Source organism: Streptococcus sp. HMSC066E07 (genome assembly GCF_001814695.1).
GTDB lineage: Bacteria > Bacillota > Bacilli > Lactobacillales > Streptococcaceae > Streptococcus > Streptococcus hominis.
Genome location: NZ_KV817466.1, coordinates 111,591 through 130,821, shown reverse-complemented (window position 1 = coordinate 130,821; position 19,231 = coordinate 111,591). Strand labels below are relative to the sequence as shown.

16 protein-coding genes and 1 other annotated feature are annotated in these 19,231 nt (G+C 39.3%); of the genes, 3 read left to right on the top strand and 13 right to left on the bottom strand.

The window, feature by feature from the left end:
- Positions 1 to 65: 65 nt before the first annotated feature.
- Positions 66 to 278, bottom strand: coding sequence for a YdbC family protein (locus HMPREF2984_RS09045; RefSeq protein ID WP_003025304.1), 213 nt, complete (start codon positions 276 to 278; stop codon positions 66 to 68).
- An 87-nt stretch (positions 279 to 365) separates the two neighbouring features.
- Here HMPREF2984_RS09045 and HMPREF2984_RS09040 point away from each other — a divergent pair, with 87 nt between their 5' ends.
- Complete coding sequence (locus HMPREF2984_RS09040) at positions 366 to 707, top strand: hypothetical protein (RefSeq protein ID WP_049533583.1); 342 nt, start codon at positions 366 to 368, stop codon at positions 705 to 707.
- A 15-nt stretch (positions 708 to 722) separates the two neighbouring features.
- On the opposite strand, the gene HMPREF2984_RS09035 is transcribed toward HMPREF2984_RS09040, so the two are convergent.
- The 3 genes from HMPREF2984_RS09035 to trpX are packed head-to-tail and all read right to left on the bottom strand — an operon-like array spanning position 723 to position 3,381.
- Entirely contained in the window at positions 723 to 1,481 is a 759-nt protein-coding gene (locus HMPREF2984_RS09035) for an ABC transporter ATP-binding protein (protein ID WP_049533584.1), read from the bottom strand.
- The gene (locus HMPREF2984_RS09030) at positions 1,478 to 2,344 is read right to left on the bottom strand and encodes an ABC transporter permease (protein ID WP_003028041.1); all 867 of its coding nucleotides are present in this window, start codon (positions 2,342 to 2,344) and stop codon (positions 1,478 to 1,480) included. The genes HMPREF2984_RS09035 and HMPREF2984_RS09030 overlap by 4 nt, the downstream gene beginning before the upstream one ends.
- A 32-nt stretch (positions 2,345 to 2,376) precedes the next feature.
- Entirely contained in the window at positions 2,377 to 3,381 is a 1,005-nt protein-coding gene (gene trpX / locus HMPREF2984_RS09025) for a tryptophan ABC transporter substrate-binding protein (RefSeq protein WP_003028040.1), read from the bottom strand.
- Between the two features lie 131 nt (positions 3,382 to 3,512).
- Positions 3,513 to 3,749 (bottom strand) — a binding site (T-box leader).
- A 118-nt stretch (positions 3,750 to 3,867) separates the two neighbouring features.
- Here trpX and fbp62 point away from each other — a divergent pair.
- On the top strand, positions 3,868 to 5,517 hold the full coding sequence (gene fbp62, locus HMPREF2984_RS09020) for an Rqc2 family fibronectin-binding protein Fbp62 (protein WP_022525450.1): 1,650 nt from the start codon (positions 3,868 to 3,870) through the stop codon (positions 5,515 to 5,517).
- Between the two features lie 537 nt (positions 5,518 to 6,054).
- On the opposite strand, the gene budA is transcribed toward fbp62, so the two are convergent.
- The 6 genes from budA to HMPREF2984_RS08990 all read right to left on the bottom strand — a co-directional run bounded on the left by budA (position 6,055) and on the right by HMPREF2984_RS08990 (position 13,188).
- Complete coding sequence (gene budA, locus HMPREF2984_RS09015) at positions 6,055 to 6,774, bottom strand: acetolactate decarboxylase (protein WP_070671180.1); 720 nt, start codon at positions 6,772 to 6,774, stop codon at positions 6,055 to 6,057.
- Between the two features lie 93 nt (positions 6,775 to 6,867).
- Complete coding sequence (gene alsS / locus HMPREF2984_RS09010; RefSeq protein ID WP_059220569.1) at positions 6,868 to 8,532, bottom strand: acetolactate synthase AlsS; 1,665 nt, start codon at positions 8,530 to 8,532, stop codon at positions 6,868 to 6,870.
- Positions 8,533 to 8,614: 82 nt separating this feature from the next.
- On the bottom strand, positions 8,615 to 9,844 hold the full coding sequence (locus HMPREF2984_RS09005; protein ID WP_070671178.1) for a tetratricopeptide repeat protein: 1,230 nt from the start codon (positions 9,842 to 9,844) through the stop codon (positions 8,615 to 8,617).
- Positions 9,831 to 11,009: an AI-2E family transporter gene (locus tag HMPREF2984_RS09000; protein WP_049533589.1), complete on the bottom strand. Its 1,179-nt coding sequence runs from the start codon at positions 11,007 to 11,009 to the stop codon at positions 9,831 to 9,833. The genes HMPREF2984_RS09005 and HMPREF2984_RS09000 overlap by 14 nt, the downstream gene beginning before the upstream one ends.
- Positions 11,010 to 11,158: 149 nt before the next feature.
- A complete protein-coding gene (locus tag HMPREF2984_RS08995) occupies positions 11,159 to 12,535 on the bottom strand; it encodes a sensor histidine kinase (RefSeq protein WP_049533590.1) in 1,377 nt (458 codons plus the stop codon).
- Complete coding sequence (locus HMPREF2984_RS08990; RefSeq protein WP_049533591.1) at positions 12,532 to 13,188, bottom strand: response regulator transcription factor; 657 nt, start codon at positions 13,186 to 13,188, stop codon at positions 12,532 to 12,534. The genes HMPREF2984_RS08995 and HMPREF2984_RS08990 overlap by 4 nt, the downstream gene beginning before the upstream one ends.
- Before the next feature lie 352 nt (positions 13,189 to 13,540).
- Between HMPREF2984_RS08990 and HMPREF2984_RS08985 the strand changes: the two genes are divergently transcribed.
- Positions 13,541 to 14,554 (top strand): lactonase family protein, encoded by a 1,014-nt coding sequence (locus HMPREF2984_RS08985; protein ID WP_049533592.1) that lies wholly within the window; start codon positions 13,541 to 13,543, stop codon positions 14,552 to 14,554.
- 216 nt (positions 14,555 to 14,770) lie between these two features.
- Here the strand turns inward: HMPREF2984_RS08985 and ezrA are convergent, their stop codons facing one another.
- The 3 genes from ezrA to HMPREF2984_RS08970 all read right to left on the bottom strand — a co-directional run bounded on the left by ezrA (position 14,771) and on the right by HMPREF2984_RS08970 (position 19,105).
- Positions 14,771 to 16,495 (bottom strand): septation ring formation regulator EzrA, encoded by a 1,725-nt coding sequence (ezrA, locus tag HMPREF2984_RS08980; protein WP_070671176.1) that lies wholly within the window; start codon positions 16,493 to 16,495, stop codon positions 14,771 to 14,773.
- Positions 16,496 to 16,582: 87 nt separating this feature from the next.
- Positions 16,583 to 18,529: a DNA topoisomerase (ATP-hydrolyzing) subunit B gene (gene gyrB, locus HMPREF2984_RS08975; RefSeq protein WP_003025329.1), complete on the bottom strand. Its 1,947-nt coding sequence runs from the start codon at positions 18,527 to 18,529 to the stop codon at positions 16,583 to 16,585.
- Positions 18,530 to 18,541: 12 nt separating this feature from the next.
- Positions 18,542 to 19,105, bottom strand: a complete 564-nt coding sequence (locus HMPREF2984_RS08970; protein WP_070671174.1) for an HAD-IA family hydrolase — start codon at positions 19,103 to 19,105, stop codon at positions 18,542 to 18,544.
- Positions 19,106 to 19,231: the final 126 nt, after the last annotated feature.

Here is a 19,231-nt window from a genome sequence, read left to right as displayed (position 1 = left end):
CCATCAACAATTGCCCACAGTGCGACTGCCTCTCACTCTCTTGCCTTGATTCTATTTGTAATTTTCTAAGCCTTAAAGGCATCTACCAGTACTTGAAATTCTTCATTGGAGAGCGTAATCCCTTTCCCCATTTTTGTATGGTCAGGACTCCAACTACGAATATCGTATTTGGCTGGCGCACCATTGAAGCTCACACGATTCAGCTCTTTCGTCCAGCCTTTATCATTTTCTGACAACACCAATAACTTTTCTTCTATCTCAAATTTGAATTCTGACATTTTTGTCTCCTTTTTCTTCTTTCTTGATTTATTCGTAAAAAATTTACTTTTTTAGCGAGTTTGTTATATAATATATTGTAACAAGTTATGGAGAATTTAGCTATGAAAAAATTTCTCGAAATGATTTTAGAGCGCGCAAGTGAATTTATCAATTACAAAAAGGATACACAAGAGGTAGAGGAAGACAACGCCAATATTTTGCAGACGATTGAAATAGCTTTGCAAAAAAAATCAGGTGTGCATGTCATTTTTTCAGATAAAAGTTTTACTGGTGATATTGTCAAATATGACAAAGAGCGCCAGCAATTGATTGTTAAAAACTTCCAGAAAAGTATGTCAACGATTATTCGTATTTCAGATATTAAGCGGATTCGTCTGGTTCCAAATACTATCAGAGAAGCGCAAAAAAGAAATTCCAACCTCAGCTAGGAGATTGGAATTCTTTTATTCAAATAAGCTGTAATAATCCGCAATCGTCATTTTCGCTTTCTCTTCTTGATGTAAATCTTGGATAATTTGTCCGTCTTTCATGACAATCAAGCGATTTCCGTATTTGAGAGCATCTTCCATATGGTGGGTAATCATGAGAGCAGTCAGTTGGTCACGATTCACAAATTCTTCTGTCAGACTCATCAATGCCACACTGGTTTTGGGGTCAAGCGCTGCTGTATGTTCATCCAAAAGCAACAGCTCAGGGCGTTTGAGAGTCGCCATTAAAAGACTCAAAGCCTGTCTTTGCCCACCCGAGAGAAATTCAATCGGTGTGTCCAAATGTTTTTCTAAGCCATTGCCGATTTTGTCTATTGTCTCCTGAAATTCTTTGCGATAATGGCTCAGACAACGTGGCACCAGACGGCGTTTTTCACCACGAAATTTAGCAATCAATAGATTTTCTGCCACCGTCATGCGCGGAGCTGTTCCCATTTTTGGGTCTTGAAAAACGCGTGACAGATACTTAGCCCGTTTTTCTGGTGAATAATTGGTCACATTTTCACCTAGAATATAAATGCTGCCACTCGTCAATGGTAATGTTCCTGCAATGACATTGAAAAGCGTGGATTTCCCTGCCCCATTTCCGCCTAAAATCGTAATGAAGTCATGCTCAAAAATATCCAGTGAAACATCATTTAAAATAACTTTTTCTTCCTCAATACCTGTGTTGACAATTTTTGTCGCGTTTTTTAATTCTACAATTGCTGTCATTTGCTTAACTTGACTCCTTTAAAGAATTTATTTTTGAAAGTCGGAATCATGAGACAAATTGCCAAGATAACCGCACTATAAAGGCGAAGATAGCTGGTATTAAAGCCAAGCGCAATCACGCCCCAAATCAGGAATTGATAGAAAATAGAGCCGACAACAATCGTCAATAGGCGTTCTGCCAATGTCAGGCTGGTAAAAAGCACCTCTCCGATAATGAGACTGGCAAGCCCCACAACAATGACACCAATCCCGCGCGAGACATCCGCATAACCTTCCTGCTGGGCAATAAGGGCACCAGCTAGGGCAATGACACCATTAGACAGCACCAGACCCATTAACTCCATTCGTCCTGTGTGAATGCCAAAACTCCTTGCCATATCAGGATTATCACCCGTGGCAATATAAGCTTGACCCAATTTTGTATCTAGGAAAAAAAGCAATGCTACAATTACCAAACTGACAAAAATCAATCCTGTCAGAAGATTGTTTAATTCGCCAGAAAACGGTAGAAAGTCCTGAATTTGCTTCGTTCCAAGAAGTCCAAGATTAGCCCGCCCCATTAACATAAGCATAATCGAATGGCAGGAAGTCATGACTAAAATTCCCGAAAGGAGAGTAGGAATTTTCCCCTTAGTATAGAGAAGCCCCGTTACCATGCCTGCCAGACAGCCAGCCAGAATGGCAACAGCAGTTGCCAGAAAAGGATTGATTCCCTTACTAATCAGCGTAACTGCTACTGCTCCGCCCAATGGAAAAGAGCCCTCTGTTGTCATATCAGGGAAGTTTAAAATGCGGAAGGTCATAAAAATCCCCAAGCCTAAAATAGCCCAAACAAGTCCTTGTGAGACAATTGAAAGTATCATACTGTTGTCCTAACCTTTAAAATATACTAGCTTTACTCAATGACTTGTCCTGCTTTTTTCAGAACATCATCTGGAATTGTTATTCCTAGCTGAGCAGCCACTTTTTTGTTCACAACTGATTTGCCAGTAGCAAAGATTTCAACAGCTGTGTCTGCTGGTTTAGCGCCCTTCAAAATTTTCGCCGTCATTTTTCCAGTCGCCACTCCAAGATCTTTTTGATCGACAACCACTGAACCCAGACCACCTTCTTCTACCATAGCTGTCGCACTTGGATAGATTGGTTTTTTAGCCGTTTGATTGCTGGAAACGACTGTTGAAAAAGCTGAAGCAATGGTGTTGTCAATTGGAATCCAAATAGCATCTACCTTTCCTGTCATCACATTCATGGTTGAAGCAATCTCATTGGTAGAAGGTACAGCATAAGGAAGCACTTTATAGCCTGCTTTTTCAGCCAAAGCTGTAAATTCTTCTACCTGCGTTTTTGAATTGTCTTCACTGCTTGAATAAAGGACGCCGATTGTTTTCACATTCGGTGTTAATTGTTTGATGAGCTCCAATTGCTGTTGAGCTGGGTTGTGGTCAGACACACCTGTAATGTTGCCTCCCGGCTTTTTCAAATCCTTTAGTAAATTCGCCCCAACTGGATCGGTCACTGCTCCCATGACGATTGGCTTGTCTTTCGTTACACTAGCCAAACCTTGAGCAGCAGGCGTTGCGATTCCAATCAGCACGTCATTGCCATTGGCAACTAATTGCTTGCTCATCGTTGCCACTTTACTTTGGTCACCTTCTGCATTCATAAAGTCAATTTTGATCTTCTTACCTTTATAACCTTCTTGCGCCAATCCTTCTTGAATCCCTTTATAAATCAAATCAAGTGACGGATGACTGACATATTGCAGCACACCAACTTTTACTGTTTTGGTTGTATTGTTTGTCTTCGGTGCTTTCTCGCCATTTACACTAGAATAAATAATGCCTCCGACAACTAATACCACCAAAAGAGCAATCATTCCCATTAACCGTTTGTTTTTCATATCTGTTCTCCATTTCGTATTTTCTAATTTTTATTCAAGTAAAAGCCAGAGTCGCCATCGTTTCAACATATTTTTACCTCCATTAACGAGACTGAAACAATAAAAGAAAAACCCACACACAGTTCATCCTGTGTGAGGGCGTAAATCGCGGTGCCACCTCAATTATGGGAAAAATAATAGACTTATCCCACATCTCAATCTTGTCTAACAACAAGTTGCACTGTAAGGTGTGCTCACCGAATTTTTATCGTTTCAAATTCAACTTCTATCCATTAGCCCAATTTCATAAAACGCTGCTGCTTGTTTTCACCAACCACAAGCTCTCTGCCAACAACTATTTTATTACTTTTCTAATTTGATATTATTTTAGATGTTTCTGAAACAAATGTCAAGTGTTTTGTCAAACTTTTCTGACAATAATTTTCCAACCTTTTCTTGCTATTTTTTGTTATAATCTTCTTTAGTATCATTCAAGGAGAGAAAACCATGTCCTTTGACGGATTTTTTTTACACCACATGACAGAGGAATTGCGGCAACAGTTGCTATATGGTCGCATTCAAAAAATCAACCAACCTTTTGAGCAGGAATTAGTGCTGCAAATCCGCAGCAATCGGCAAAATCACAAATTGCTCTTGTCTGCTCACCCTGTTTTTAGTCGCATTCAACTAACCCGTACCGCCTTTGAAAATCCAGCAGTACCCACCACATTTATCATGGTTATGCGAAAATATCTACAAGGCGCTACAATTGAAAACATTTCACAAATCGAGAATGATCGAATTTTAGAAATTTCTGTCTCCAATAAAAATGAAATTGGAGATAGCGTGGCAGCAACTCTAGTCATCGAAATCATGGGTAAACACAGCAATATCATCTTAATGGACAAGGCAAGTAGTAATATCATTGAGGCCATTAAGCATGTTGGCTTCTCGCAGAATAGTTACCGCACGATTCTGCCGGGCTCGACCTATGTCGCTCCACCTCAAACAGGCAGTCGCAATCCGTTTACGATTTCTGACGAAAAGTTATTTGAAATTCTCCAGACAGAGGATTTATCAGCTCGTTCTTTACAAAAGCTGTTCCAAGGCTTGGGGCGCGATACAGCGACCGAGCTCAGTCAGCGCTTAACGAGTGAGAAACTAAAAACCTTCCGTGCTTTCTTTGCCAGTCCCACACAAGCTCATCTGACAACCAAATCCTTTGCCCCCATTCTTTTTGTGGACAGTCAGAAAGAATTTCCGAGCTTATCGCAGCTACTAGACGATTTCTATCAAGACAAGGCGGAACGCGATCGCGTTAATCAGCAAGCCAGTGAACTGATTCATCGAGTAGAGAATGAATTAGAAAAAAACCGCAAGAAATTAAAAAAACAAGAGCAGGAATTAGTCGCGACTGAAAATGCTGAAGAATTTCGCCAAAAAGGAGAACTCCTCACTACTTTTTTGCACCAAGTTCCAAACAATCAAGACCAAGTAGAACTGGACAATTACTACACAAGCGAAAAAATTACTATTGTGTTGGATAAAGCTTTGACCCCTAACCAAAATGCTCAGCGCTATTTTAAGAAATACCAAAAGCTGAAAGAAGCAGTCAAGCATTTAACGGGACTGATTGAAGAAACTAAAGAAACCATTCAATATTTGGAGAGCGTAGAAACAGCTTTGTCGCAAGCTAATCTCACAGAAATTACAGAAATCCGAGAAGAATTGATTCAGACAGGCTTTATTCGTCGACGTCAGCGTGAAAAAATCCAAAAACGGAAGAAACCTGAGAAATATTTGGCAACTGACGGTAAGACGATTATTTTGGTCGGTCGAAACAACTTACAAAATGATGAGTTGACCTTTAAAATGGCTAAAAAAGAGGACCTTTGGTTTCATGCCAAGGATATTCCCGGCAGTCACGTCGTTATCACGGACAACCTACATCCAAGTGATGATGTCAAGACAGATGCTGCGGAATTGGCGGCATACTTTTCTAAGGCGAGATTGTCCAATCTCGTTCAGGTGGATATGATTGAAGTCAAAAAACTTAACAAGCCAACAGGTGGTAAACCTGGTTTTGTAACCTACACAGGGCAAAAGACCCTACGCGTTACTCCTGATGAAGTCAAAATTAAATCCATGAAGATGTAAGGTGTCTACTAACTGGCACCTTTTTCTGACTATTTTTTATATGTCCGACCCTCGGATGAAATGAATTTCTTTTCAGGTAAGCTGTCCGACCCTCGGACGGAATGAATCTCTTTTCAGGCAAGCTGTCCGACCCTCGGACAGAGTGAATCTCTTTTCAGGCAAGCTGTCCGACCCTCAGACGGAATAAATCTCTTTTCAAGCAAGCTGTCCGACCCTCGGACAGAGTAAATCAGTTCTCAAGCAGGTCGTCAATGTGAATGACAGCTCAAACCAATTCTCGTTCACTTCTTCGACCGGGGCGACAGCTTAAACTAGTTCTCATTCACTCCGTCGACCGAGACGACAGCTTAAACCAGTTCTCGTTCACTTTGTCGACCGAGGCGACAGCTACGAACTTATTCTCATTACAAGGACTTCTTAGAAAAATAAAAGGCTTAAAATCAGTGCTTTTAACAACACGATTTTAAGCCTTTTTGGCATCATTCTTTTGAATTTTGAATGGAATTTAAGCTTTTGTCTAACTTTGTCCACCGCCTTTTATTCCGATTTCTCAATATCTTTCTTTAACTCCGACACATTCAATTTTGCAGAGAGAAAATCTTGGTCTTGAACCGGAAAACGCTGCTCCAAAGCCGCAATCGTTCCGATTTCAACCTCTCCATTTTTCATGACAAAATCCATGACATGTCCACCGAATTGGTGGTCATCAGATAGAAAATGAAGATGATAACCAGCTACGCTAACGCCGTGAAACAGCTCCGGCGTCCAAAAGCCAACAATCGTTCCTGAAACGTGTTCTGCATGGTACTCAGGCTGATGAGCGGCAATTTCTACGAACTTCTTCCCCGAAGAGGATTTTGGAGCCATGCGTACATGCATGCTGCTAAATTCACCATGAATCTTAATTGAGCGAAAAAGATTTTCCCCGACATAGCTAGCTTCTATGCGCTTCTTCAACGCTTCATCACTTAGCTCAACGTCCTGACGAAAACGCACTTCTGCTTGGTGGAAAGCCACTGCAGCATAAGGAACCGTCATATCTGTTGAAACCTCTATCACTTCAGGACTTGCTCCTATTCCCTTGGCTTGATAAGCCTTACCGTCAAGCACAATCAGCTCTCCGTCAATAGAGTCTAAAGTACCAATCCCTAAATCGCCATGTTGAAGCAATTCTTCAATCGTCATCGTCCCCTTGTAAAGCCCCGCCATCAAAGCCCCCAAAGTATTGTAGTGAAATAATGTTACAAGCTCTGCCATTTCTCCTCCTAGGCAATTTTTACTATCTTTCCTTGAAAAAACAGTGGAAAAACGAACTCTTTTAACAATTTCGAGTTCTTTCCCACTTCTTCTTTAATAAAACTCATCTGGTAAAATCGTTTCTCCCAGCGTGCTGCTGTCCTTGTAATCCACTGGCACATCAATGATAACCGGTCCATTTTCCTTTAAGGCTTTTTGGAGCAACTGTGTTAATTCTGCTGGAGATGTTGCTCGGAATCCTTTCGCACCAAAACTCTCTGCATATTTAACGAAATCAACAGCTCCGAAGTCTACTCCAGATGAACGACCGTATTTCATTTCTTCTTGGAATTCCACCATATTATAATGACCATCGTTCCAAATGAGATGAACAATTGGCAAGTGCAGGCGAACCGCTGTCTCTAGCTCCTGAGCCGAAAAGAGGAAGCCACCGTCTCCAGACACAGAAATAATCTTGGTGTTAGGACGAACCAAGGCTGCTGAAATTGCCCAAGGCAATGCTACACCTAGCGTTTGCATCCCATTTGAAAAAAGCAGATGCCTTGGTTCATAGCTCTTGAAATAACGTGCCATCCAAATATAATGCGTACCCACATCTACTGTAACTGTCATATCGTCTGTCGTATTTTCCTGCAAAACTTCGACAATATCCAGCGGGTGTAGGCAACCTTTTTCAATTTGGCTGCGGTCAAATTTCACATCACCGTCCATTTTATCTCGCAGCACTTGCAGATATTCCCGCGAGCCTTCTGGTAATTGATAGCCGTTAATCGCTGGCAGCAATAAATCCAAAGTATTTACAATATCTCCAATCAGCTCCCGCTCCGGTTGGAAGTAAGTATCAATCTCTGCTGGCTCTACGTCAATCACAATGACGCGGGCAGAAATTTCAGCATTCCAGTTGCGTGCTTCATACTCAATCGGATCATAGCCGATAGCGATGACTAGATCAGATTTTTTCAAGAGCATATCACCCGGCTGATTGCGAAACAGTCCGACACGTCCAAAGAACGTAGCTTCTTCCAATTCACGAGACACAATCCCAGCCCCTTGGAATGTTTCCACAACAGGCAACTGTACTTGCTCCAATAACTGACGAATAGAAGCCGTCACTTTGGCACTTGAAGCGCCATTCCCCAAGAGAAGAACGGGCAACACAGCATTTTTAATCGCTTGCGCTAGGTAGTTGATGTCAGCCACTGAACTAGAACCCAGTTGCGGATCCGTCAACGGTTTAATAGCCTTCACACGAACCTGACTATCCACCACATCCTGTGGAATGGAGATAAAACTTGCCCCCGGCATCCCTGACTTGGCATGACGATAAGCATTGGCAATAATTTCTGAAAGAGTATTGCCATCTTGCACTTCGACAGAATACTTGGTAATCGGCTTAAACAGTGCAGCATTATCCATGGACTGATGTGCACGTTTGAGAAGATCAGCTCGTTTGACCTGACCGGCTAAAGCTAGTACAGGATCCCCTTCTGCGGTCGCAGTAACCAATCCCGTTGCTAAGTTTGAAGCACCTGGTCCACTGGTTGCAATCACGACACCTGGCTCTCCTGTAATCCGCCCAATTCCTTGCGCCATAAAAGCAGCATTTTGTTCATGACGAGCCACGATCAGTTGTGGACCTTTGTCCTCTAAGGTATCAAACACACGGTCAATCTTTGCACCCGGAATCCCAAACACATAATCCACTTTATGATTAATTAAACTATCTACAATTAGATCAGCACCAAATTTTTCAGTCATTTTCTTCGTCCTTCCTGAATATCACGCTCATCATTATATCATAATTCCCATGCGTCTTATAGGATTGTGCTTGTTACTCTTTTTACAAACTATCGTACAATTCCTGCATCTCCATATCATCTGGAACCAAGTGAAGATAATACTCTGCTTGGTGTTTTGCTTCTTCAAAATCCCCCATTTCACGAAGTAGATAAATATACTGCTCTAAAAATTCTGGATTTTCCTTTAAATCCGAGAGCAACAGACGATAGCGCTCCAAAGCTGCTGTTGTCTGTTCCAAAGCCTGATAGGCACGCGCAATATTCCACTTAGTCAGTACATTGTCTATGTCTTGCTCCTCAAATTTCAAAACTTCATCAAAACGCTCTTGCTCTAAGTAAAGATTAGACAAACGCAATGCAATTTCTTCCAAGTCTTCCGCATTATCTTTTGCTTTCAAAAGATAATCTTCTGCCTTTTGCTCATCATGAAGTTCATAAGAAAGCTGCGAAGCTAGCAACAAAAGACGTGTATCAAATGGATTTTTCGACAAGCCCTGCTGCGTGAGGCGCAATGCATCTTCTGTCTGATGTTCTGCATGAAGCGACAAAGCATAACCATACTCATAACCTTCAAATTCCGGCGAAATCGCATCAATTTGCTTAAAGTATAGATTAGCTTTTTGATATTCTTTTTGGTCATATAAAATAGTCGCTAATTCAAAGGCTACAGCATCATCGTATTCAATCTCTAAAGCTTTTTCTAAAAACTCAATCGCTACTTCAAATTTCCCCAAACTTGCATAGGAAACGCCAATCCGCTGATAAGTAGAAACACCCGTCTGCTCATAAATCAGGCGATTGTCTAAGCTAGCATACTCTTTAATAGCTTGATTGAAATTTCCCAATTCAAAATCTATTTCAGCCAAGCCAAAAGTCACTAACGGCTCGTCAGACAATTGCTTTGCCTCGGCTAATTTTTCTCTTGCAACGTCCGGCAACCCTTCCATTTGGTACAAATCGGCTTTGACCAAGAGTGCTGTCACATACCAGTCACTATCAGAAGTAATTTCTTCCAGATAGGCAAAGGCCTCTTCCACTTGTCCATCTTCACTAGCAATCTGTGCTAAACTAATATAGGATTCTGGATAGTGGGGAGCTAAGTTTTCATAAATTTGCTTAGCTTGAGGGAAAAAGCCGATACTTTCTAAGTAGTCGGCTAATTCAAGTAATTCTTCTTCTGTATCATTTGTTAGAGCTCTTTCAAAATATTTATTGGCATGTGCCAAATCCTGCTTTTGCAAAGAAGCAACCATTTTCTCACTGTTGTTCAATTTCTTCTCCTGTCTCATCTACGGATTCTTCTTCATACAAGCCGCTGACTTTCTTATACCATTTAAAAATAGCAGCAATCACAACTTTTGCAGACGCATAAACGGGAATTCCCAGCAAAACGCCCCAGATACCAAACATAGAACCAGCTGTCAAAAGGACAAAAAGGACATTAATCGGGTGGATATTCAATTGGCTACCGAGAATCAATGGTGATACAAACCGCCCTTCAATCGTTTGCTCTACAATAAAGACAACAATAACTTTCAAGAGCATAATTGGACCAGCAATCAAACCTAAGACAAGAGCCGGTAACATCGCGAGAAAACTTCCTAAGTAGGGAACCAAATTTAAAATCCCTGCAGTTACTCCAAGCGTCACTGCATAACGAAGTCCTATTATCTTAAAGAAAATGATAAACATAATCGCTACAATGATAGCAACAGTCACCTGACCACGAACATAGTTGGCAAGCTGTGTATTGACGTCTGTCAAAATTTGCCCAACAGGTTCACGAAACTTAGTTGGCATGAATTTTGTCAAATAAGATTTCAAATTTTTCCCATCTCGTAAAAGGTAAAAAAGGATAAAAGGCATGATAATAATGGCTACAATCACTTGCGAAGCTGTACTAATTAATGTACTAACCCAGTTCACCGCTTTCGATGAGAAATTACTCGCCCAAGCTGTCACTTGATCTGAAAAATTATTCGCAATTTCTTCCAATTGAGGCTTGACATCATCAGAAATTCGATTTTCCAAAAAATCTTGAATGATTTTATTCGACTTTTGCAAATTAGCTGGTAAATTCCTTACAAAGCTCACAATCTGATGTTGCAAACTTGGAATTGCTACAGCCAAGCCCCAAATTAAGAGCAATGCAATCAAAATAAAAACAATCGTAATCGCAACTAAACGATTGATCTTATGTTTCTCCATAAAATCTACAATTGGATTTAAGAGATAATACAAAAGCCCTGCTAAAATCACCGGCAGCATGATAACTCCGATAAATTCTAGAACAGGAATAAAAATAAAACTAATTTTGCTTAATACAAAAATATTCAACCCCAACAATAAGGTCACCAAAAAAACAGTGATTGCCTTATTGTCTAAAAACCACCGAAAAAACCATGATAGGCTGAAATCCTTCTTTTTGTGTTCCATACAGACATCCTTTTCTTTATTTATCTCATTGTAGCATTTTTCACTAAAAAATTCTTGAAGAAAGGGTAGTCCTTTATGAATTTCCTTCTTACGCTCGAGTCAAACACAAAAAGCGGTCATCCATTCAATTCATGAACAGATTCCCACTTTTAGCTTTCTTTATCTGAGAAAAAAATTGTAAACCGCATTCGTTTGTCATCAACAGCTTCAAAGAGATAGTGCAAATGATGATTTTCCAAAATCTGTTGCACGATAAAGAGTCCCAGACCTGTTCCACCATCTTTGCGGTTACGACTGTAATCCGGACGATAAAATGGCTGAAATATTTGCTGGATTTGCTGTTCATCCAACACATGTTCCGCATCATTTTCAATGATTAACTGATTGTCTTTAATCATTAAAAGAATCTCTCCGCCAGCTACTGTATAATGGAAAGCATTATCTAGTAAATTTTTAATAGCTTTCAGCAAATAAGTCTTGTTGCCATGCACTTGAAACTCTTCTAACTGTACAGTAAATTGGTAGCCTTTCACATCAGCTAACATTTTATAGCTGCTCAAGTTTTCCTCCAAGAGCTGATTAAGTGAAAAGTCCTCTTCTTCAGCTTCTATTCGCATTTCAATCTTAGAAATTGCCAAGATAGACTGTACAAGTTTTGATTGCTCTTCCAAAATTTCACGACATTTATGCAGGTATTTATCTTTATCTTTGAAGTCACCAACACCGTAAATCATACCATCCACAATTCCCATCATGCTGGTAATCGGCGTTTTCAGCTCATGAGAAGTCATCCGTAGAAATTCTGCTTTCTCCCGCTCGCTTTCAGCCACTTTTTCATTTTCCAATCGCAAAGCTTCAATACTCATCAACAGATTTTGATAAAGAGTGTTAATATCTTGAGCAAGTGTGGATATTTCATCCCGCCCTTTGACAGGACAAGCCACATCTGGAGAAAGAGTTGCCATTTTTCGCGTGCTCTCTGAAATATCTGTAATGCGTTTGGTTGCAAATCGACTATAAAGAAAAGCCACTATACCACCTAACGTTAACGAAAAGAATAAGATATAAGGATAAAGACTTAACAACACGTAAGTAGCATCCGATATTGGTTGGAGCGAATATTCCCCACGTAAGGTCAATGTGGTCCCTTCTGCCGTTCTTATCTTCTTGCTCATACTTTTAGTTTGATTTTTCAAACTCATGTCAGAAGGTAAAATTGTTAATTGGAATTCTCCCTTTTCATTAGCTAAATCAATATGTGGATAAATAAGTTTTCCTTTCGCATCTAATATACTAAACCAGACGCGTGTATTCTTTCGATTGTAGTCACTTAAAAGCTTTCCTATATCATCTGACGGTTTTCCTTGAACTTGCTGAGCAATCTGAAAGAACTCACTTTTAGCTTCTCGATGCTTGACTTGCTCATAATAAACAGGCATCACAAAATAGAGTGTTGTTAAAACCGTTGTCACGATAATAAAAATTATTGTTCCTGTCAAAAGAAAATGCTTTTTAGCAATTCTCACTCTTCTTCTCCTCCAAGTTGATAACCCATACCAGTAATCGTTTTAAGAGGTATTCCAGGAATTTTTTTCCGAATATTTTTTACATGGTTATCCAAAACACGGCTATCCAGTTCACTATAACCCCAAATTGTATTCATCAATTGATCCCGAGTCACCAAATGATTTTTTCTTTGAGCTAAAGCTTGGATAATTTCATATTCTTTTTTAGTAGGAGACATTTTCTCTTCTTGCCAATAAACTGTACAATCGTCAATTGAAACACGTAAGTCTCCAATGACAATCTCTGATTCTGTCACAGTACTCCGGAAAATATTTTCAATGCGTTTCATCAAAATAAGTGGCGAAAATGGTTTGGTAACATAATCACTGATAAGGTGATTAAAGCTGACCAGCTGAGTATATTCATCATCTAGTGCAGTTAACATCATAACTGGTACCTGCGACGTCTTCCGGATTTCCTTCAACACATCCAGACCGCTCATAGAGGGCAACATAACGTCCAGAATGATGAGGTCAAACGATTTTTCCTCAAATTCACGTAGGGCTTCTGCCCCGTCAAAAACTGGTGTCACCTCATAATGATTTTCTTTCAAAAATTCACAAATCACTTGATTAATCGTAGTGTCATCTTCTACTACTAAAATCTTATGCATTTCTTACTCCTTAAAATATAGATATAAAATTAAATGACTGCTAATCAATGTAAAGATTACTTTTATTATACAACAAAATAGTGAACTTACAAAGATTGAACCGTGATGCAGGATAAAAACTTTCTTCCCAAAAAACTAAACATTTTTCAGAAGTCAAACAGACAACCCTGATTGTTAGCGCCACCACCCGCAAATCTATTTTTATTGTATCAAAGTCATCTGTTCCCATCCTATCTCGAATCTATTTTTTATCTATTTTTTCATCATAAAACTGACAGCAGCTTTCACTTGTGAAAACCATTTCATCTCTTTTTGTGTTATAATGAAAGTATCAAATATTTCGAGGTGAATGATGACACAAACAGTTTATTTTGGAACTTATACACGTCGTAGCTCAGAAGGAATTTACAAAGCTGATTTTGATACTAGCACAGGAGAACTGGCAAATTTAACACTTATTGCAAAAGAGCCAAATCCTACTTATTTAGCTTTTGACAAGCAACAGAACCTATATTCTGTCGGAACTGAACACGGTGAGGGAGGCATTGCAGCCTTTAATAAAGCGGGACAGTTACTCAATCACGTTGTGGCCGAAGGTGCTCCTCTATGCTATGTGAGTGTAGATGAAGCAAGAAGCCTTGTCTACGGGGCAAACTACCATAAAGGACAAGTATTAGTTTATAGACGACAAGAAAATGGTAGCCTTAAATTAGTTGATTCTGATGTTCATATCGGCTACGGTCCTCATGAAAACCAAGCTGCTGCTCATGTGCATTTTGCAGATTTAACACCCGATAAGTATCTGGTTACGTGTGATTTAGGAACTGATGAAGTTGTGACATATGAAATTAGTGATTATGGACGCCTAAATCGATTAGAGACTTATCATGCGACATCTGGCGCTGGTCCACGTCATATTGTGTTCCACCCTCACTACAAAATTGCTTATCTTATTTGTGAATTAAACTCTACTATTGAAGTTTTAATTTACGATGGAGATGGTCAATTTGAACGCCTGCAAACCATCTCCACTTTACCAGAAGACTTTTCAGAATTTAATGGAACAGCTGCTATTCGCCTATCTGCTGACGGTCGCTTCCTTTATGGCTCCAACCGCGGACATAATTCAATCGCTGTTTACAAAGTAGCAGGAGATGGAACACTTGAACTTGTAGAATTCGTACCAACTAATGGAAAAAATCCACGTGATTTTAATATTACACCAGATCAACAGTATATTATCGCAGCCCATCAAGACTCAGACAATGCGACTGTCTTCAAACGTGACCCAGAAACAGGAAAATTAACAGAATTATCACATGATTTCTTTGTTCCAGAAGGTGTTTGTGTTGCTTTTACTCATTAATCTCTTCTTAAGAGACTAATCCCAATCGCCTATGGTTGGGATTTTTTGTTGTCTATATGTCATCTTCCCAGATTCTATTCATTTGCAAGTAATTGTATTAGGGAGCACGACCGTCTGCTTTAGTCGCCAATTTTATACCGAACATCACGATACTGACGAAAAGAACATAATAAAAAGAGGCAAGGAAATGAAACCTTGTCTCTTTATTGTTTTAATTTAAAATCGGATATTTTCTCGCGTTTTTTCATACGATGTAACAAAACGATTGGTTACACCAGGTTCTACTACATCCAATGCTTGCGAGATCTCCTCAAACGATGCTTGATAATCAAACTCATTTTCAAAAATCTCTAGTGCACGGTTGAAGGCAGTTTGAACTCCTTCATCAAATGAACGATAGCGATTTGAATATTGTAACAATTGCTCTGTCAAAGTAGCATTTTCAACAATCCGGTAAGTCTCATTTTCCAGTTCATTCATATCATTTGTCAAAATCTCTAACATACGATTTACTGATTCAATATTGACACGATACTGTTCCAATTCTGCTACTAAAGCTTCTGTGTTATCACTTGCAGTAAAGAAAGTGGTCAGGAAGCTCCGTGGAATACCCGGCAAATTGCGTTTTTCCATATAACGCTTAATCGTATGCAATTTGTTGATATAAATATTAACTTTTTGCCGAGCATTGGCATCATCTTTTTCAATTTTAGCCAATTTTTCACTCAACACTAACTGCTCATCTTCAATTTCTTTCACACGTTTTTGAATGGTTTCAAGATTTTCTTGAAGAACAGAATAAGCTTGTTTTCTTTCTGAAGAATCTTCAATCGCTTCTAAAACAACATCATCTAAGCTAGAAAGTTCACTTTGAAGTCGACGAACATGATTCGTATCGCTTTCTGTCAAGAGATACAATTTTGAAAGGCGGGCAATCTCTGTTAAAAGATTTTGATTGTTTTCTTTTGTATGACCTAAATAACCTGGTAAACTATTAACTAATTTGACAACTACTTTATGTGACTTGATTTCACGATTAAACATGTCATATAAAGCATCCATTTCTTCTTGGATTTGCGTATTTTCATATTGTGCATTGTCCAATTCTAAACTGGCAATGTTTTCACTGTTGCGTTTCAAACTAGTATGCAGCTGTTGGAAGCGAGATTCAATATCAGTTTCAATAAAATGATAACCGGATTCCAGTAATTTGCGATGACCAGACTCCAAATCTTCCAACTGTTCTGGTAACTTTTGATCTAATTCTGATACAAGCTCTGGGATTTTTTCAACAATATGCGTTAAAGCAAGGATGTGATCTTCTGTTTTATCCAAAATTTCCGCTGCTTCAACAGGGTCTCCTGATGAGTTTAAAGTTACAAATTGAGAGAATTCAGATTGAATTTTTTCTAATTGCTTTTCAATCTCAGGAAGCGCTGAGCCATAACTTTCTGTATCATTTGCCACAGACACTTGTAACTTTTCAAATAAATCCAAAGCATGCAAGACACGACCGCTATTTTTAGACTCTTGTTTTTCTAATTCAGCAAGTGCATTGCGAATAGCAGTAATATCTTCTTCAATCAAGTCAATTTGGCTCTCAATTTTATCAATACCATGCTTTGCTTTTAGAAACCGAAACGAATTATTGTAACCTTCCGTTTCAAAGAGGTTATTTTCGATGTCTGCAAAAGAATTTAAAGAAAGGTCAACCCATTTTTGATTCCATTCACGAAAAGCCACTTGACTTTGTCCAATCAAATGCATGTTTTTAACCGCTTCGACTTCATCGTTTACAGGAAGATTATAAAGTTCTTCTTTGCGATCTTCTAACTTAGCAAGCAAGGCATCATTTCTTTTTCTTAATAAGACAGCAGTTATGTAAGCAACAATCAAGAGAACTGCTATCACTATAATTAGTACGATTAGTCCGTTAGACATGTAAAACTCCTTCAAAATATTACTTGAAAATAATCATGATTATTATATCATAATTTTCTTGGTAAATGTGAATTTTTTCAGATTTTTTTAAACGTCCAATGTACTATATACGGCGTTCTCTTCGATAAATTCACGGCGAGGTTCTACACGGTCACCCATTAGCATATCAAAAATCTTGTCCGCTTCTGCTGCATCATCGACTGAGACACGCGCCATTAAGCGATGTTCTGGGTTCATCGTTGTTTCCCAAAGTTGGTGGTCGTCCATTTCTCCCAAGCCTTTGTAACGTTGAATACTTGGTTTAGAACGCCCTTCAGAATAACGCTCCAATGCCAACTGTAGCTCTTCTTCTTGATTGGCTCCGGGCTGGATGTATTCTTTCACTTCACTGCCGACTTTCACACCATAAATAGGCGGTTGAGCAATATAGACATAACCTGCTTCCAAAACAGGCTTCATATAACGATAAATCAACGTCAAAAGAAGGGTTCGGATATGCGCACCATCAACATCGGCATCGGTCATAATGACTAATTTTTGATAACGAGCTTTGCTCACATCAAAATCCGCTCCAAAGCCTGTTCCCATTGCGGTAAAGAGACTACGAATTTCTTCATTGGCTAAAATTTTATCCATGCTAGCTTTTTCAACATTTAAAATCTTACCGCGAATTGGCAAAATAGCCTGAAACTCCCGATTTCGACCAGACTTGGCTGAACCACCAGCTGAATCTCCTTCCACGATAAACAATTCTGTTTCGTGTGGATCATTAGAGGAGCAATCTGCCAATTTACCTGGTAAGTTTGAAATTTCAAGACCTGATTTCTTGCGAGTCACTTCACGTGCACGCTTGGCTGCAATCCGAGCCTTGGACGCCAAAATTCCCTTTTCTACTATCTTCTTAGCAACCGCAGGATTTTCCAAAAGGAAATCTGAGAAAGCTTCGCTAAAGAGACGATTAGTAATTTTAACAACTTCACTATTTCCAAGTTTCGTCTTTGTTTGTCCTTCAAACTGTGGGTTAGGATGTTTTACAGAGATAACAGCTGTTAATCCTTCACGGACATCTTCACCAGTCAGGTTGTCTTCATTTTCTTTCAGAAGCTTATTTTTCTTGGCATAGTCATTGATGACACGTGTGAGCGCTGTACGAAAACCTTGTTCATGCGTCCCACCTTCATGAGTGTGGATATTATTTGCAAAACTCATGACTGTTTCGTGATAGCCTGTTGTGTACTGCATGGCTACTTCAACAGTAATATCATCCATTTCTCCGTCTGTATAAATCGGATTTTCAAAGATAACATCTTTATTTTCGTTGATATATTGGACGTAGCTGGCAATCCCGCCTTCATAATGGTAATCTTTTGTTTGCTCCAAACCTTCCCGTTTATCGGTAATAGAAATTCGCAGACCACGATTCAAAAATGCTAGTTCTTGCACCCGTTTATTTAATTTTTCAAAATCAAATTCAACCGTTTCTGTGAAGATTTCTGGGTCTGGTGTAAAATGAACAGTTGTTCCTGTGCGATCGGTCTCGCCAATAATCTCCAGATCCGCTACGACGTGCCCGCGACGGTATTCTTGAAAATGAATCTGACCGTTCTTGTAAACCCGAACATCAAGTTGAGTAGAAAGAGCATTAACCACGGAAGATCCGACACCATGCAATCCTCCAGATACCTTGTACCCGCCACCACCGAATTTTCCTCCAGCATGAAGAATGGTAAAGACAGTTTCTACCGCAGGACGACCTGTTTTTTCTTGAATATCTACAGGGATTCCACGACCGTCATCAACAACGGTAATCGAATTGTCTTTCTCAATAAATACTTGAATATGTGTTGCAAAACCAGCTAATGCCTCATCAATTGAGTTATCTACAATTTCCCAAACAAGATGATGCAGTCCTTCTTTTGAAGTTGAGCCAATATACATCCCTGGACGCATTCGGACAGCTTCCAAACCTTCTAAAACCTGAATTTGACTGGCATCATAATCCTGTGCTTGCAGTTCTTTATTTTCTTCTGACATACGATTCCTTTTCTATATTTTTATAAATTTCTTGAGATTTTCCATATCATCAAAGAGATAAGTTGCAAAGCCAGCTGATTGACCCGCTTCTGTGTCAATTGAGCGATCTCCGATGACTAACCCATTCTCAATCTGATACTTATCTTTTAAATACAGCATTGACTCAGGATTTGGCTTTCTCTTAAAACCACGATTAGAAGTCACCACTTCTGTAAAGTAGCCTGAAATCCCTGTTTTATCAAGAATCTCTAAAACCTGATCATTCCGATGAGAAATCAGAAAATTACGCCCTCCTTGTACAACGATATTTCTGAGCAAGTCTGCAGCACCTTCAAACAATACTGAATGAGCTAACTCTCTCGCTTCATTTTCTTTATAAGTTTGTAAAAAATGAGGGGTATTGGGCGCAAATTGAGCAATTGCATAAGGAGTTGAAATCTTTAGCGCCTTGTAAACATCATCATGGGCAGCTTGAATCCCAAAACCAGCTAACGTTTCTACAAATGCAGCCGTTGACGTCTCGTAATTATTGAGGAGAGTCCCCCCTAAATCCCAAATATAATCTTGATAATCCATACCTTTTATTATAACATATTTTTGTAAAAAATGGCTGTTAAAACAGATAGGAAAGCCTATTTTAGACATGAATTTTCATAAAAAAACTTACTTGGATCATTCCAAATAAGTTTTAGTATCATAGAT